This window comes from Micromonospora sp. B9E7, assembly GCF_039871815.1.
GTDB lineage: Bacteria > Actinomycetota > Actinomycetes > Mycobacteriales > Micromonosporaceae > Micromonospora.
Genome location: NZ_JBDPLX010000003.1, coordinates 66,227 through 81,614 on the forward strand (window position 1 = coordinate 66,227; position 15,388 = coordinate 81,614).

At 71.7% G+C, this 15,388-nt stretch carries 17 protein-coding genes; 6 read left to right on the forward strand and 11 right to left on the reverse strand.

Annotation, left to right across the window (positions count from 1 at the left end; genetic code table 11):
• Window positions 1–4 precede the first annotated feature (4 nt).
• From ABGB10_RS05505 to rsmD, 4 genes are all read right to left on the reverse strand, one after another.
• Complete coding sequence (locus ABGB10_RS05505) at window positions 5–568, reverse strand: YceD family protein (RefSeq protein ID WP_278137900.1); 564 nt, start codon at window positions 566–568, stop codon at window positions 5–7.
• A gap of 110 nt (window positions 569–678) precedes the next feature.
• Window positions 679–1,176 (reverse strand): hypothetical protein, encoded by a 498-nt coding sequence (locus ABGB10_RS05510; RefSeq protein ID WP_088991070.1) that lies wholly within the window; start codon window positions 1,174–1,176, stop codon window positions 679–681.
• 229 nt (window positions 1,177–1,405) lie between these two features.
• Complete coding sequence (coaD, locus tag ABGB10_RS05515) at window positions 1,406–1,888, reverse strand: pantetheine-phosphate adenylyltransferase (protein WP_347659760.1); 483 nt, start codon at window positions 1,886–1,888, stop codon at window positions 1,406–1,408.
• Window positions 1,885–2,448: a 16S rRNA (guanine(966)-N(2))-methyltransferase RsmD gene (rsmD, locus tag ABGB10_RS05520; RefSeq protein WP_347659761.1), complete on the reverse strand. Its 564-nt coding sequence runs from the start codon at window positions 2,446–2,448 to the stop codon at window positions 1,885–1,887. The genes coaD and rsmD overlap by 4 nt, the downstream gene beginning before the upstream one ends.
• A 305-nt stretch (window positions 2,449–2,753) precedes the next feature.
• On the opposite strand from rsmD, the gene ABGB10_RS05525 reads away from it, so the two are divergent.
• Window positions 2,754–4,262, forward strand: coding sequence for a cell wall anchor protein (locus tag ABGB10_RS05525; RefSeq protein WP_347659762.1), 1,509 nt, complete (start codon window positions 2,754–2,756; stop codon window positions 4,260–4,262).
• 100 nt (window positions 4,263–4,362) lie between these two features.
• Here ABGB10_RS05525 and recG read toward each other — a convergent pair whose 3' ends face one another.
• Window positions 4,363–6,561 (reverse strand): ATP-dependent DNA helicase RecG, encoded by a 2,199-nt coding sequence (gene recG, locus ABGB10_RS05530; protein WP_347659763.1) that lies wholly within the window; start codon window positions 6,559–6,561, stop codon window positions 4,363–4,365.
• Window positions 6,558–8,171 carry a DAK2 domain-containing protein gene (locus ABGB10_RS05535; protein ID WP_347659764.1) on the reverse strand — a complete coding sequence of 538 codons (1,614 nt, stop codon included), beginning with the start codon at window positions 8,169–8,171 and terminating at the stop codon, window positions 6,558–6,560. Before ABGB10_RS05535 ends, recG begins: the two co-directional genes overlap by 4 nt.
• Before the next feature lie 287 nt (window positions 8,172–8,458).
• Here ABGB10_RS05535 and rpmB point away from each other — a divergent pair, with 287 nt between their 5' ends.
• On the forward strand, window positions 8,459–8,650 hold the full coding sequence (rpmB, locus tag ABGB10_RS05540; RefSeq protein WP_011905179.1) for a 50S ribosomal protein L28: 192 nt from the start codon (window positions 8,459–8,461) through the stop codon (window positions 8,648–8,650).
• Between the two features lie 103 nt (window positions 8,651–8,753).
• Here the strand turns inward: rpmB and ABGB10_RS05545 are convergent, their stop codons facing one another.
• A complete protein-coding gene (locus tag ABGB10_RS05545) occupies window positions 8,754–9,215 on the reverse strand; it encodes a GNAT family N-acetyltransferase (RefSeq protein ID WP_347659765.1) in 462 nt (153 codons plus the stop codon).
• A 29-nt stretch (window positions 9,216–9,244) separates the two neighbouring features.
• On the reverse strand, window positions 9,245–10,177 hold the full coding sequence (locus ABGB10_RS05550; RefSeq protein ID WP_347660145.1) for a thiamine-phosphate kinase: 933 nt from the start codon (window positions 10,175–10,177) through the stop codon (window positions 9,245–9,247).
• Between the two features lie 153 nt (window positions 10,178–10,330).
• Between ABGB10_RS05550 and ABGB10_RS05555 the strand changes: the two genes are divergently transcribed.
• Both ABGB10_RS05555 and ABGB10_RS05560 read left to right on the forward strand, forming a co-directional pair.
• A complete protein-coding gene (locus ABGB10_RS05555; RefSeq protein ID WP_007456453.1) occupies window positions 10,331–10,564 on the forward strand; it encodes an Lrp/AsnC ligand binding domain-containing protein in 234 nt (77 codons plus the stop codon).
• Window positions 10,565–11,257, forward strand: a complete 693-nt coding sequence (locus ABGB10_RS05560) for a DUF3515 family protein (RefSeq protein WP_347659766.1) — start codon at window positions 10,565–10,567, stop codon at window positions 11,255–11,257. It abuts the gene before it with no gap.
• Between the two features lie 104 nt (window positions 11,258–11,361).
• Here the strand turns inward: ABGB10_RS05560 and ABGB10_RS05565 are convergent, their stop codons facing one another.
• A complete protein-coding gene (locus tag ABGB10_RS05565) occupies window positions 11,362–12,462 on the reverse strand; it encodes a D-alanine--D-alanine ligase family protein (protein WP_347659767.1) in 1,101 nt (366 codons plus the stop codon).
• Window positions 12,463–12,657: 195 nt separating this feature from the next.
• Window positions 12,658–12,876, reverse strand: a complete 219-nt coding sequence (locus tag ABGB10_RS05570) for a hypothetical protein (protein WP_347659768.1) — start codon at window positions 12,874–12,876, stop codon at window positions 12,658–12,660.
• 278 nt (window positions 12,877–13,154) lie between these two features.
• On the opposite strand from ABGB10_RS05570, the gene ABGB10_RS05575 reads away from it, so the two are divergent.
• Together ABGB10_RS05575 and ABGB10_RS05580 are read left to right on the forward strand one after the other, a co-directional pair.
• On the forward strand, window positions 13,155–14,000 hold the full coding sequence (locus tag ABGB10_RS05575) for a helix-turn-helix transcriptional regulator (protein ID WP_347659769.1): 846 nt from the start codon (window positions 13,155–13,157) through the stop codon (window positions 13,998–14,000).
• Window positions 14,001–14,005: 5 nt separating this feature from the next.
• Complete coding sequence (locus ABGB10_RS05580) at window positions 14,006–14,206, forward strand: DUF397 domain-containing protein (protein WP_347659770.1); 201 nt, start codon at window positions 14,006–14,008, stop codon at window positions 14,204–14,206.
• A gap of 98 nt (window positions 14,207–14,304) precedes the next feature.
• Here ABGB10_RS05580 and ABGB10_RS05585 read toward each other — a convergent pair whose 3' ends face one another.
• Window positions 14,305–15,354 carry an ROK family protein gene (locus tag ABGB10_RS05585; protein ID WP_347659771.1) on the reverse strand — a complete coding sequence of 350 codons (1,050 nt, stop codon included), beginning with the start codon at window positions 15,352–15,354 and terminating at the stop codon, window positions 14,305–14,307.
• Between the last annotated feature and the right edge of the window lie 34 nt (window positions 15,355–15,388).

Here is a 15,388-nt window from a genome sequence, read left to right on the forward strand (position 1 = left end):
GTTCTTACTCCTCTGTAACGGTCAGTTGCGACAGGCCCGCCCAACGCGGGTCGATCTGCTGGTGACTGTGGTCGGCCGGCAGATCGTCCCAGTGCGCCCCGCATTCAGGGCACAGTCCTGGGCAGTCCTCCCGGCAGAGCGGGTTGGTCGGCAGCGTGAGCACCAACGCGTCCCGCAGCGCCGGCTCCAGGTCGATCAGATCGCCCTGCATCCGGCCCACCTCGTCCTCGTCGGTCGTGGCGTCCGTGGTGCTGTCCTCGTACGCGTACAGCTCCTGGATCGTCACGCCCATCGAGTCGTTGATCTCGCGCAGGCAGCGGCCGCACTCGCCCTTGACGGGACCGGTGATGGTCCCGGAGACGAGCACGCCCTCGGACACCGACTGCAACCTCAGATCGAGGTCGAGGTCCGCGCCCTCCGGCACGCCGATCAACTCCACACCGAGGTCCGCCGGTGCCGGCACGACCCGCTGGACCTCACGCAACGCGCCAGGGCGGCGCGGCAGGTCCCTCGTGTCGAGGACCAGCGGCGACCTGGGGTTGAGTGTCGATGGCGAGTGCTTGGGCATAGTTAGACTCCGGCCGGTGAGAGGCCGACAAAAAAGGTTACCTGGACGACCGCCGGACCGTCGAACCGGGGGCGACGCCCGCCCGAGAATGTCGGCTGGTGAGGTGCCGCTCAGAAGGGTAGCGGGCGTTCCGCCTCGTCCCCAGCGAACGTGCCGATCTCTCGCAGGGCGTGCATCTTGTCCCGGCCGCGCTCTATCGAGGCCAGCGCCCGGGTGAGGAACTGTTCGAAGTTGGCCAGCGCGGTGTCGACGTAGTCGTCGACCTCCTCACGCAGGCGCTGCGCCTCCGCCCGGGCCTCGGCGATGATCCGGGCGCCCTCGTGCTCGGCCGACACGGTGATCTCGTTCACCGAGACCAGGCGGGCGTGTTCTGCCTCACCCTCGCTGATGATCCGGTCGGCCTCGCGCTTGCCGGCCTCCATGATCTTGTCCCGCTCCTCCAGGAGCGCGGCGGCGCGACGCAGGTCGGCGGGGAGGTCGGCACGTATCTCGTCGAGGGCCGCGATCGTCTCACCCCGGTCGACCATGCAGTTGTTGCGCGACATCGGGACGGAGCGGGCCTGCTCCACCATGGCGATCAGTTCGTCGATGCGATCGAGCGGGTCCACCGGTACCTCACTCCTGTCGTTCTTCGGCCGACCTCCATGATGCGGGCTACGGCCGTTCCCCGCGCCACCAATCATGTCGTGCTCGCCCCACACGCGCCCCATCCGCCCCTACCCGGCGCGTCGCGACATCGTCACCCGGCGCCCACCTTGCCCGCACTCTTGCCTCTATTTCTCGCAAAAGGGGCGTCCCGGCGAATGGAGCGGTGCGATCGCCGGCGGCGGGTGTGGATCAGCTACGGGGACCGAGCCGGGCCTGGAGGGCCTCACGGACCGGGTCGGGGACATGCGCGGAGATGTCGCCGCCCCACTTGGCCACGTCCTTGACCAGGCTCGACGAGAGGAACGAGTAGAGCGGGTTGGTCGGCATGAAGAGCGTCTCGACGCCCGCGAGCCCGATGTTCATCTGGGCCATCTGCAACTCGTAGTCGAAGTCGCTGACCGCCCGCAGGCCCTTGATCAGCACGCTCGCCTGCTGGGCCCGACAGAAGTCCACCAGCAGCCCTCGAAACGACTCGACCCGCACGTTCCCGTACGACGAGGTCACCTCGCGGAGCATGTCGATCCGCTCCTCGACGGTGAACAGGCCACTCTTCGACTGGTTCACCAGCACACCGACGATCACCTCGTCGAAGAGCCGGCTGGCCCGCCCGATGATGTCGAGGTGTCCGTTGGTGACCGGGTCGAACGAACCGGGGCACACCGCACGTCTCATGATCGGCGACCGTACCAAAGTGTGGTCTCGCCGTAACGGCGACTGCGGTCCGGGGTGATCCCGTCCACCCAGTCGAACTGCCTGGTGCGACTGGACCGCTCCACCACCACCAGCGCGTCGGGTGCCAGCCAGTCGCCGTCGACGAGTGCGGCCAAGAGTGCGGTGATCTCCTCGTCCGGCACCGCGTAGGGCGGGTCGGCGAAGACCACGTCGTACGGGCCGCCCTCCGGGCCGGCGGCCAGCACCGTCGCCACCCTGCCGGCGACCAGGCGGACGGCCGGGCCGACCCGCAGGGTCGCCACGTTCTCCCGGATCACCCGGGCCGCCCGTGGGTCGGACTCGACCAGCAGCACGTGCCGAGCACCCCGGGAGAGCGCCTCCAGCCCGACCGCGCCGGAACCGGCGTACAGGTCGGCGAAGCGGGCGCCGTCGAGGTCGACCTCGGCCTCGACGGCGCTGAACAGCGCCTCCCGAACCCGGTCGGACGTGGGCCTGGTGCCGGCACCGGGAGGCGCGGCGATCCGCCGGCCACCGAGCGTGCCGGCGACGATCCGGGTCACGGTCTCCACCTGCTCATGCCCGCGACGCTACGCGACCCGTCGGGCCTGCCGGCCGACACGGTCGGTACCGCCATGAAGATCACGTGATCACTTCTCGTATATCAATGATCTCAACTTCATAACATCCGTCTTAGCAAATCCTGAGCGCTGTCTCACGACCGACGATCTCGCTAGGGTCTGCCCGGTGCCGGCGGCAACCCACCGGCCCGCGGTACGGGAGGGCGCCTCTCCGATCGGACGTGCAGCGACCGTCCACTGTCACTCCCGTGCCACACCCCTGACGCTTCAGCACTCCAGGAGTACCCGTGATCCGTCCCAAGCTGTCGCTACAGCGACCGCTGGCCATCCTGGGAGCCGCCCTCATCGGCCTCACCGGGGCAGTCGCGGTGGCCGGCCCGGCCAGCGCGCACCACACCACGATCACCGCCGTAGCCGACTGTGACCGACTCACCGGCGAGCGCGTGATCACGTGGACCGTGGAGAACAGCGAGCGCGACAAGGCCGTCACCCTCAAGAAGGTGACCGCGGAGCCGTCGACCGAGGTCACCGTGCCGGTCGAGGGCTCCAAGGCGGTCCCGCTGCAGGGTTCCGTCATCCCCAAGGGCGGCAGCGTCGTGGCCGTCCAGCGAGTGCCGGGCGACACCACCACCGCCAAGCTCATCGTGTTCGGCAAGTGGAAGAAGAACGGGCAGGAAGCCACCAACAACGGCAGCATCAACCTGGCCGCCGACAGCTCCTGCGCACCGGCGCCGAAGTGCGTCGACGTCGACAAGGCGAAGTACAGCCACACCTTCGACGGCCCGAAGGGCACCGCCACCGTCAAGCTCGACGGTGACCTGCCGCTCTGCGGCGAGGGCAAGCAGTGGTTCACGCTGGTGTCGTACTTCGCGCCCCGGCCGCAGTTCGCCACCCCGCAGTACGTCTACGGCACGCCGGACAGCAACTGGATCGGTGGCACCCAGACCGAGATCACGCTGAACGTCGAGATCCCGGACTGCCACACCCAGGTCGACCTGATCTGGGGCGGCAAGGACCAGGTCATCGACGAGCTGGTCGACGGCGGCAAGCGCTACGACAACAAGAAGCTCGGTGCCCCGGGCGCCCCGGGCAACCGCTCGAAGGGCCCGCAGGGCTGGTACAACGGCGGCAGCAAGAGCTGCACCACGCCGGCCTCGACCTTCGCGTCCAACTGCGACGGTTCGGTCGCCGTGTCGCTCAGCAACGACGGCAAGATCAGCAAGTACGCGGTCGAGTTCGAGGTGAAGGCCGAGAACGGCTTCTCCAAGAAGGTCTCCGTCGCCGCCGGTAAGGCCGACACCAGCGTCGTCGTGCCCGCCGCGGACGCCGGCAAGATCGAGGTGCTGGTCGACGGCAAGGTGGTCGAGAACGGCACGTACAAGTGGCAGCGCCCCGAGGACTGCCCGCTGCCGGCCGTCACCACCAAGGCCGACTGCAAGGACTTCGCCCTCACCGTGACCAACCCCGAGGGTGGCCTCCCGGTCAAGGCGACGTTCACCTACGGCGACAAGAACGAGACCCGTACGGTCGCGGCCGGCAAGTCGGAGACCGTGACCTTCCAGGCCGGCAAGGCCGAGACGGCGCTCGTCGCGCTGCCTGACCTCGACCTGGAGATGGAAGCGGTGTACACGCCGGAGGGCAACTGCGGCGGCGGTGGCGCTGGCGGCGAGGAGCCGGGCCTCCCGGTCACCGGTGCGGCGGCGGGCGGCATCGCCGCCGGCGCGATCGCGCTGCTGATCGCGGGCGCGGTGCTCTTCGTCATCGCTCGGCGTCGTCGGGTGACCTTCACCGCCTGAGACACCCCGCTCTGACAACTGAGGGCGCGTCGACCACCCGGTCGGCGCGCCCTCAGTCATGCGGTCGGTCGCCGGCCCGACGCCGGCGGGTCAGGCAGCCTCAGCCCTTCTCCAGGTACTCCGCGCGGTCCTCGTCCACCAGCGCGGCCACCGAGGCGGCCAGCGCCGGGTTGCCGGTCAGGTCCGGGTCCTCCTCGATCAGGGTGATCGCCTCGGCGCGGGCGTCACGGATCAGCTCCGTGTCCCGTCGCAGCGACAGCAGCCGCAGGTGTGACCGATGCCCGGACTGGGTGGCGCCCAGCACGTCACCCTCGCGGCGCTGCTCAAGATCCAGCTCGGCGAGCTTGAAACCGTCGCTCGTGGACGCCACCGCGTCCAGCCGCTCCCGCGCCGACGAGCCCTCGGCCGCCTCGCTGACCAGCAGACAGAGCCCGGCGGCGGCACCCCGGCCGACCCGACCCCGCAACTGGTGCAGTTGGGAGACGCCGAAACGGTCGGCGTCGAGCACGATCATCACGGTCGCGTTCGGCACGTCCACGCCGACCTCGATCACGGTGGTCGCCACCAGTACGTCCAGGTCACCGGCCGCGAAGGAGCGCATCACCGCGTCCTTCTCGTCGGCCGGCAGGCGACCGTGCAGCACCCCGATCCGCAGCCCGTGCAGTGGCCCCTCGGCCAGCAGCGGGGCCACCTCGGTCACCGCCAGCGGCGGCCGGCGGCCGTTGTCGTCCTCGGGCGGCGGCTCGTCCTCCGACGCCGGCCCGTCCCCGATCCGCGGACACACCACGTACGCCTGGTGGCCGGCGTTCACCTCCTCGCGCAGCCGACGCCAGGCCCGGTCCAGGTAGGCCGGCTTCTCGGCGGCGGGCACGACGTGCGAGGCGATCGGCGACCGCCCCCGGGGCAACTGGGAGAGAGTGGAGACCTCGAGGTCGCCGTAGACGGTCATCGCCACCGTGCGCGGGATCGGGGTGGCCGTCATCACCAGCACGTGCGGCGGCTGGTCGGCCTTGGCCCGCAGGGCGTCGCGTTGCTCCACGCCGAAGCGGTGTTGCTCGTCGACGACCACCAGGCCGAGATCGGCGAAGTCGACCCCCTCGTAGAGCAGGGCGTGGGTGCCGAGCACGATGCCGGCGGCACCGCTGGCGACCTCGCCGAGCGCCCGCCGCCGGGCCGCCGCGCCCAGCGAGCCGGTGACCAGCTCGACCCGGGTGGCGTGGTCGGCGGAACCCAGCTCGCCGGCTCTGCCCAGCGGCCCGAGCAGGTCGAGCATGCCGCGGTGATGCTGGGCGGCCAGCACCTCGGTGGGTGCCAGCAGCGCGGCCTGCCCTCCCGCGTCGACCACCTGGAGCATCGCCCGCAACGCCACCACCGTCTTGCCGGAGCCCACCTCGCCCTGCAACAAGCGGTGCATCGGATGCGGCGCGGCGAGATCCTCGGCGATCTCCACGCCCACGTCACGTTGGCCGGCCGTCAGCTCGTACGGCAGCCGGGCGTCGAAGGCGTCCAGCAACCCACCTGGGCGGGCCGGGCGGGGTCGGGCCGGCCAGTCGGCTGCCCGGTGCTTGCGCTGGACCAGGGTCAACTGGACGGCGAACGCCTCGTCCCACTTGAGCCGCCGCCGCGCCCGGTGCAGTTCCTCCTTGCTGGACGGCCGGTGGATCTCCTTCAGCGCGGTGCCCAGCCCGACCAGCTTGCGGCTGGCCCGCACGTCGGTCGGCAGCGGATCGTCCGGCGGGGTGAACGTGTCCAGCACGACCCGTACGCACCGCGCGATCACCCAGGTCGGCAGGGCCGCGGCGGCCGGGTAGACGGGGATCAGCGCGCCGGCGAACTCCTCGATCTCGTCGCTCACCGCCGCCTCGCCGTCCCCACCCTCGCCGAGCAGGACGTACTCCGGGCCGTTGAGCTGTCGTTTGCCCCGGAACTCGGTGACCTTGCCGGCGAACAGCCCCCACCGACCGGGACGCAGCTCCCGCTCACGCCACGCCTGGTTGCCGAAGAACGTCAGCGTCAACACTCCGCCGGAGCCGTCTCCGACGGTCACCTCCAGCAGGTTGCCCCGCCGTTGCCGCATCGGGCGCACCGCGGTGCGCTGCACCTGGGCCAGCACGGTGACCTGCTCACCGACGTCGAGCGACCGGATGTCGGTGTGCTCGCCACGCTCGTCGTAGCGGCGCGGGAAGTGGTAGACCAGGTCACCCGCGGTGTGCAGGTCGAGGTGCGCGGCCAGTGCCTTGGCCGTCTTGTCCCCGACCAGCTTCTTCAGCGGAGTGTCCACGGTGGCTGGTTCGCTCATTCGATCCCTACCAGGAGCGGATAAAACGGCTGGCCGCCCGGGTACGCGTGCACCTCGACGAACGGCCAACGACTCGCGACGTGCGCGCGCACCGCGTCGGTGAGCCCGGCCGGGGCGTCCAGCCCGGCCAACAGGGTGACCATCTCGCCACCGCCGCCGAGCATCCGGTCGACCACGGCGGCGCAGGTGTCGGTGAGGTCGGTGCCGATCAGGTGCACCTCCCCCTCGACCAGCGCCAGCACGTCGCCGGGCCGGCACGGGCCGGCCACGGTCAGCGCCTCCCGGCTGGCATGGCAGACCTCGGCGTAGCGGCACGCGCCGGCCGCCTCGGCCATCGCGATCACGTCGTCCTCGAAGCGCCGGTCGCCGTCCCGGACCGCGAGGGCGGCGAGCGCCTGCACGGGCGACCGGGTCGGCACCACGCTCACCTTGATGCCGAGCCGGTGGGCCTCGCGCGCCGCCGCGCTGGCCACCGCCTCCGTGTTGGCGTCGTTGGGCAGCACCACCACCCGGGCCGCACCGGTGCTGCGGACGGCGTCCAGCAACTCGCCGGTGGACGGGTTGCCCGGCACCACTGTGGCGCCCTCCGCGGCGAACAGCTCGGCGATGCCACCCCCGGTGGCGACCACCACCGCCGCCCGGCCGGTCGCCACCGGGCCCAGGGGTGGCTCCGGCTGGTCGGCGAAGCGGGTCACCGAGATCCGGTACGGGCGACCGGCGCCGACCCCCGCCTCGACCGCCGCACCCACGTCGTTGACGTGCACGTGCACGTTCCAGGTGCCCTCCGGCTCCCGCCCGTCGCCGACGACGACCAGGGAATCCCCCAACGCGTCCAGCGTCCGCCGCATCCCGGCGACCGCCTCCGCCCGGGCGTCGAGCAGGAACTGCACCTCGTACGCGTACTCCTCGGACCCGGTCTCCCGGGCGACGGTGGCGGCCGGACGGGCGGAGCGCGGCGTCGGCCCGGGCCGGGCCGCGGTCTCGCCGGTGAGCACCGCGACCAAGGCGTCGAGAAGCACGCAGAGCCCTCGGCCACCGGCGTCGACGACACCCGCGCGAGCCAACTCCGGCAGTTGCTCCGGGGTCCGGGCGAGCGCCTCGGCGGCGGCGCGGGCCGCCGCGCGGGCCACCGCCGGCAGGTCGTCACTGTCCGCCCGTTCGGCTGCGGTGGCGGCCGCCGCGACCACCGTGAGCAGGGTGCCCTCGACCGGACGGGCGACCGCGGTGTACGCGGCCACGGTGCCGGAGCGCAGCGCGGCGGCCAACTCCCGGCCCCGCACCGCCGGCACCACGGCGACCTCGTCGGCGAACCCCCGCAGGATCTGCGAGACGATCACCCCGGAGTTGCCCCGCGCGCCGAGCAGCGCGCCCTGCGCCATCAGCCGCAGCGCGTGCCCGTGTGCGGTCGGCCCGCTGTCGGGGAGAGTGTCCAGATCCATCGCGAGGGCCTGCTGGGCCGAGGTGAGGGTGAGCACCAGGTTGGTGCCGGTGTCGCCGTCCGGGACCGGATAGACGTTGAGCTGGTCGATCTCACCCTGGTGGCGCTTGAGCGCGGCCAACCCGCTCGCGCACCACCGGCGGACCGTGGCGGCGTCGAGGGTGTCCAGCACGGGCAGAAGCCTACTTGCGCGCACCGACACGTGGCGGACTCGTCCGGCGTGTCCTCCGCGTCCCGGTCCAGCGGTGACCGCAACGCCGACAAGCCCCTCCGGTAGCCTTGCCGCCGGGCCGGCCCACTCTCGGGCGGACGGGCCCGCGACCAGGCGGGAGCCGGAGCACGGCCGAGCGCCGGACCGGGCCGGTTGGCCGGGTCGGCGAGTCATCGGGTAACCTGACCAGGTTGCCCGGGCAGCACCTGCCGGCGACCCCATGAACGTATCAATCCCAGGAGTATCCCGTGGCTAGCGTGTGCGACGTCTGTGGCAAGGGACCGGGCTTCGGCCACAACGTGTCCCACTCGCACCGGCGGACCAACCGCCGCTGGAACCCGAACATCCAGTCGGTGCGTACCCCGGCCGGTGGCGGCAACACCAAGAAGTTGAAGGTCTGCACCTCGTGCATCAAGGCCGGCAAGGTCACCCGCGCCTGACGCGGTAGCACCCACTTTCTCGTACGGCTCAGCCGGCGGACCCTGAGGTCCGCCGGCTCTGTCGTGTTCGCACCCCGAAGGCCGCTCGCCACAGACCCGCAGGTCAGAGGGTGCGACCGAAGGAGACGCAGCCCTCCGCGTCCTTGTAGAAGCCGAAGTTCGGGATCCGCTCGTATCCGGCGGAGCGGTACATGGCGATCGCCTCGGGCTGCTTGTCTCCGCACTCCAGGACCACCCGCTTGCGGCCCTGCTCGCGCGCCGAGCGCTCGACGGCCGCCAGGACCGTGCGGGCCACGCCCCGCCCCCGCGCCGCCGGGGCCGTGTACATCCGCTTCAGCTCCGCGGTGTCCGGGCCGTGGCTGCGCCAGCCGCCGCAGCCGACCGGCTCACCAGCCAGGTAGGCGACCAGGAACGCGCCGTCGGGTGACTCGAACTCGGTCGCGTCCACCGGGGTGTCGTCGCCGGAGCCGCCGTAGCGGGCACCGAGGTCGGCCAGTGCGGCTTGGATCAACTGCTGTGCCACCGGTGCGTCGAACCGCACCACCCGGATCTCGATCTCACTCACGGTATCCAGGGTACGGCGGGCGCCAGGCCCTACCGGAAGTGGTCCCAGCCGGTCGGGCCGTCGTAGGGCCCGCCGTCGACCGTCACCCCGGCACCGTGCGTGACCACGCCGATCGGCCGCCAGTCCGGCGGCAACGCCGCCGCCGGGGGAAAGGTCGCGGCCAGCGCGTGGTCCTCGCCACCGGCCAGGATCCAGGTGTACGGGTCGACGCCGAGCGCCTGCGCGGCGTCGGCCATCTGCCGGGGCACCTCGAACGCCTCCCGGCGGACGTCGATGGCCACCCCGCTCGCCGTCGACACGTGCCCGAGATCGGCGAGCAGCCCGTCCGACACGTCGATCATCGAGGTGGCGCCGAGCTTGGCGGCCTGCGGACCAGCCGGGTAGGGAACCTGTGGCCGCCGGTACGCCTCGACCAGCAGCCGGGGGGTCCGGAAGCCCCGGGTGAGCACGGTCAGCCCGGCTGCCGCGTGCCCGGTGCGCCCGGCCAGGGCGAGCACGTCCCCCGGACGGGCCCCGGAACGCAGCACCGGCGGACGCCCTTCCAGGTCGCCCAGCGCGGTGACCGCGACGGTCAGCGTGGGGCTGGAGGACATGTCCCCGCCGACCACGCTCGCGCCGACCGTCGCCGCCTCCGCGGACAGGCCGTCGGCCAACTCCTCGGCCCAGCCGGTCTCCAGGTCCGCCGGCATGCAGAGGGCGACCAGCAGTGCCGTCGGCGTCGCGCCCATCGCCGCGATGTCCGCCAGGTTGGCCGCCGCCGCCTTGTGCCCGACGTCCCGGGCCGAGCACCAGTCCCGCCGGAAGTGTCGGCCGTCGACCAGCACGTCGGTGGAGGCCGCCACCCGACCGTCCGGCGCGGTCACCACCGCCGCGTCGTCACCTGGACCGACCAGGGTCGTCGGCCCGTACGACAGTCGAGCGGTGATCTTTTCGATCAGCCCGAACTCCCCGATCCCGGACACGCTGACGCCACCGCCGGCGTTCCGCCCGGGCCGCCCGGCCCCGCCCTGCTCGCTCACCGCTGCTCCTTGACCACCGATAGGGATCAGACCTGGTCCGTAAGGTAGTTTCACCCTTCGGGCCGCTCCCGAGCGGCGACGGACGGAGGTCGAGTCGTGGTACAGGCGTACATCCTCATCCAGACCGAGGTCGGCCGCGCACGCGACGTGGCGGGTCTCATCGCGGACATCGCCGGCGTCGTGCGCGTCGACGCCGTCACCGGGCCGTACGACGTGGTCGTTCTCACCGAGGCGAACACGGTCGACGAGCTCGGCAAACTCATCGTCAGCAAGGTGCAGATGGTGCCCGGCATCACCCGCACCCTCACGTGTTCGGTGGTGCGGCTGTAAGTGGACGAGATGACGACCTCCTCCTCCGCTCTGGACGACGACGGGACACGCGAGCCGACCGACGGGACACGCGGGCCGGCTGACGGTAACCGCGAACCGGCCGACCCGGCCGCCGCCGCGCCGGCCGGTCGGGACCGGACCATCCGCGGCGCCGCCCTGCTGGCCACGTTGATCGCGCTGCCGATCACGTTGTTGGTGGCCGTGCTGGCCTTCACCAAGCTCGCCCCGGAGACGCCGGCCGCCGCGCCGAGCCCGTCCGCCACCACCGCCCGGGTGCAGTCCACCACCCCGGTGCAGATGGCCGCCCCGGCGCTGGCCGCTCGCCCGGCCACCGTCTGCCGGGCTCTGCTCTCCCAGCTACCGGCGAGCATCCGCGATCTGGCCCAGCGGCCGGTGACCGCCGGCCCCGAGCAGAACGCCGCGTACGGCGACCCCGCGCTCACCGTGGCCTGCGGCGGCGCCGAGCCGACGTTCCCGAGCACCGACGAGGTCTGGACGGTCAACCGGGTCTGCTGGCACCTGGCCGAGCAGGCCGACGAGACCGTGCTCAGCACCGTCGACCGGGAGACCCTGATCACCGTGCGGGTCCCCCGCTCGTACGAGCAGCCGTTGCAGTGGGTGCCGGCCATCTCCAGCACGATCGTGGCGACCGTGCCGTCCGGGGGCGCCATCCCGTCCGGCTGCCAGAGCTGAGCGGGCATCCCGTCCGGCTGCCAACGCTGACCCGGCCCCGCACCGGCTGCCAACGCTGAGCGGGCCCCGCACCGGCTGACGTACGGCGGGCGGGACCGGGTGGCTCAGTGCAGGCCGACGCCGCGCCGCTGGGCGGTGCGGATCAGTCGGTTGACCAGCTTTGGATATTCCAGGCCGGCAGCCGCCCACATTCGCGGGAACATCGACGTCGGGGTGAACCCGGGCATCGTGTTGATCTCGTTGAGGTAGACGTCCAGCTCGGGCGTGACGAAGAAGTCCGCCCGGGCCAGGCCGGCGCAGTCCAGCGCGGTGAACGCGCGGACGGCGTACTCCTGCACCTGACGGGTCACCCGCTCCGGCAGGTTGGCCGGGATGTCGTACTCACAGGAGTCGTCGAGGTACTTCGCCTCGAAGTCGTAGAAGTCGTGGTCGGCGACGACCCGCACCTCGGCCAGCACGGACGCCTCCGGTGCGCCGCCGGCCTCGCCCTCCAGCACACCGCACTCGATCTCGCGGCCGACGATCGCGGCCTCGATGATGACCTTCGGGTCGAACTTCCGGGCGGCGGCGACCGCGTCGTCCAACTGGGCCCAGTCGCTGACCTTGCTGACGCCGAACGACGACCCGGCCCGGGACGGCTTGACGAAGACCGGCAGGCCCAGCCGCTCCTTGTCCTGCTCGCTGAGCGTCATCCCGTTGCGCAGCACGGCGTACGCGCCGACCGGGATGCCCTCGACGGCACAGAGCTTCTTGGTGAACTCCTTGTCCATGGCAGCGGCGGAGGCGAACACGTTCGCCCCGACGTAGGGGATGCCGGCCATCTCCAGCATTCCCTGGATGGTGCCGTCCTCGCCGTACGCGCCGTGCAGCACCGGGAAGACCACGTCCACGTCGGCCAGCACCCGTGGACCCTCGGTCGGGTCGAGCACCATCAGCCCGTTGCCGGTGGGGTCGGCGCGCAGCACGATGTCGTCGCCGGAATCGGAGGTGATCTCCGGCAACTGACGGGCGTTGATCGCGAGCTGGGCGGGATCTCCGTTGGTCAGCACCCACTGGCCGGCCCGGGTGATGCCGACGGGCACGACCTCGAACTCGTCCGGGTCGAGCGCGGCGAACACGCTGCCAGCGCTGACGCAGGAGATGCCGTGCTCCGGGCTGCGGCCGCCGAACACGATCGCCACGCGGGTCTTGCCTGGGGTGGTCACTCCGGTCACCTCTTCGTACGCGACTGCGGCTGGTCGTGCTCGCCGGTGGCGCTCACCCGGTTGACCTTACTGTGCGTGGCGACAGGGCGAGGCGATACCCGGCGAGCCGCAGCACGACACGGCAATCGGTCAACAGAGGATATACGGTGCGTGACGGGGCGGTGGCGCTCTCGCAGACCGGTGACCTGGGCCTATTCAGTCCCGGGAATGCCGGCGACCGACCGCTATCACCTTCACCCGTTGCCGGCCGGCCCGCACCATGCCCAATGCCATGAACGCTCCGGCGATCCGCTCGGCGGCCTCGCGACTGCTGGCGCCGACCACCTGCCGACGCCGCTCCGGCGCGACCCGCTCGTTGCGCTCGACGCCCTCGACCGGGCGCACGTCGGTGAGTACCACGAGGAAGCGGGTCATCGAAGGCCGCCCGCGTCCACGGCGGGAGGCTCCGGACAGGTTCCCACGTCGTCTCCTTCCGGCGGGCCGGGATGGCGGGGCGGCACGCGACGATCGGGTACGGGGGAGAAACCCGATCGCCGCGCGCCCCATCCCCTCCGGTCGCTCACCACCACCGTCGCCACGACAACCGGCGGTGAGGACGCGGTAACAGATTGACATGTGTAGAGCCATGAATGCAACTCTCATCGACGTTCTCTCATGCAGACGTTCCCGCAAATGTATGCGACCATCGATGCATGGCCCCCAAGACCGCCCGTGCCCGCCGGCTCGGCATCGCCCTGCGCCATCACCGGGAAGCCGCCGGCCTGACGCTGGAAACCGCGGCGGATGAGATCAACAGCACCCGCAGCACCCTCTCCCGGTACGAGAACGCCCAGACCCTGATCACCCCCGCCACCGTGCGCGCCCTGCTCACGTCGTACGGGGTGAGTGCCGAGGAGGTGGCCGCAGCGGTGCTGCTCGCCAAGGACGCCCGCAAGCCCGGCTGGTGGGTGTCGTACTCGTACCTGCTGGATCCGCGCACCATCGACTTCATCGCGCTGGAGGCCGAGGCGACCGCCATCGCCAACTTCGAGCCCTCGGTGGTGCCCGGCCTGCTGCAGACCCCGGACTATGTCCGTGGCGTGATGCGCGGCGGGCCGCACACCCTCGGCGACGACCTGGTGGAGCAACGGGTCAAGGTCCGGCTGGACCGTCAACAACGGCTCACCGGCGACAACCCGCCCATCTTCGACGCGATCATCGACGAGGGCGCGTTGCTACGCCCGGTCGGCGACCAGTCGGTGATGAACGGGCAACTGCGACACCTGGTCAAGATGGCCGAACTGCCGAACATCAGCGTCCAGGTCATCCCGCTCTCCGCCGGTTACCACCGGGGCACGCGGGGCTCGCTGCACATCCTCGAGTTCGCCGACCCGGAGGATCCGATCATCGCCTCGGTGGAGACCGTCGCAGGTCAGATGATCCTCGACCGGGCCGGCGAGACGCGAACCTGCACCAAGATCATGGAGCATCTCCGGAGCGTGGCGCTCAGCCCGGCGGACAGCCGCGAGATGCTCCTGTCAGTCCTGAAGGGACGGTAGGACCGATGACACCGACAATCACAGCGGCCTTGGCCGTAGCGGCGTGGCGCAAGAGCAGCCGCAGCGGCGATGAAGGCGCCTGCGTCGAGGTTGCCGCGCTGCCACGGCTGGTGGCCGTCCGCGACTCCAAGGACCCGGCCGGCCCGGCCCTGCTGTTCGCGACGGCGGCATGGGCGGCCTTCGCCCAGGCACCACCGCGCCCCTGACCAGACCTGCCTCCGCCGCGCACCGGACCGGACACACCACCTGCCGACCGACCGCCGTGCCGCCCGCGAGGGCGCGCGGCGGGCGGATGCGGGCGGGCTCAGGCGACCAACGGACGGGGTTCCGGGGCGGCACGTAGCCTCTCCAGGGCGGCGATGGCCACGCCCCGGGCACCGGCCATGTCCCGGTCCGGCACCAGCGCGAAGGTGGCCACGGCCGCCTGCTCCTCGCGGAGCACGGTGTGCTCGCGGACCGTCGCGAGGAACCAGTCGCGGAACTCCGGCGCCGCCTCGACCACCCCACCACCGACGAAGTACGCATGCGGGTCGGTGAAGTTCGCCGCCAGGGTGAACAGCCGTCCCAGCGCCATCGCCTGTTGGGTGAACAGGTCCCGTGCGAGGGCGTCCCCCCGTTCGCCGTACCCGCGCACCAGCTTGGCGGCCCGGGCCGCCGGTTCGGCGGCGAGCGGGTGGTCCGGGTACCGGGTCAGCCAGTAGGGCAGCAGGTTGCGCTCGATGCCGGTCAGCGAGGCGACGCTCTCGACGTCACCGATGAAGCCGCAGGCACAGGTGGGCTCCGGCTGACCTGGGCCGAGCAGCCCGGTCAGCGGGATGTGCACGTGGCCGAGCTCCCCGGCCATGCCGGCCGCGCCGGCGATCACCCGACCACCTTCGACCACACCACCGCCGAGGCCGGTGCCGACGATCGCGGACACCGACGAGCGGTTCATCGCGTCGGCGCCGAAGTGCACGTGGTGGGCGTAGAGGGCAGCCGCGTTGCCGTCGTTGTGGTAGACCACCGGCAGGCCGAGCCGTCGTTCCAGCGCTCCGCGCACGTCGAAGCCCCGCCAGGCCGGCTGGGAGAAGTTGGTGGAACCCCGGGACGAGATGACGCCGTCGGCGCTGGCCGGGCCGGGCGTGTCCAGGCCGACCGCCTGGACCAGTTCGCGCGGGACTCCGGTCTGCGCCAGCGCACCGTCCAGCGCCCGGCCCAGCGCCTCGATCGCGGCGTCCGGCCCGGCCTGCACCTCGCTGGGGATCTCCAGCAGCCCGTCCACCAGGAACCGGCCGTCCACCGTCAGCACGGTGGCGTTGTTGCTCGTGCCGCCGTTGTCCAACCCGACGACCACCGGCACCCCTGCGCTGCCCACCGAAACCGCCTCTCGCCGTCGTGAGTGTGAGCCG

Coding starts and splice junctions, on each gene's coding strand:
- ABGB10_RS05505 (WP_278137900.1), bottom strand. CDS start 568: ATGCCCAAGCACTCGCCATCGACACTCAACCCCAGGTCGCCGCTGGTC.
- coaD (WP_347659760.1), bottom strand. CDS start 1,888: ATGAGACGTGCGGTGTGCCCCGGTTCGTTCGACCCGGTCACCAACGGA.
- recG (WP_347659763.1), bottom strand. CDS start 6,561: ATGAGCGAACCAGCCACCGTGGACACTCCGCTGAAGAAGCTGGTCGGG.
- ABGB10_RS05570 (WP_347659768.1), bottom strand. CDS start 12,876: ATGACCCGCTTCCTCGTGGTACTCACCGACGTGCGCCCGGTCGAGGGC.
- ABGB10_RS05575 (WP_347659769.1), top strand. CDS start 13,155: ATGGCCCCCAAGACCGCCCGTGCCCGCCGGCTCGGCATCGCCCTGCGC.
- ABGB10_RS05580 (WP_347659770.1), top strand. CDS start 14,006: ATGACACCGACAATCACAGCGGCCTTGGCCGTAGCGGCGTGGCGCAAG.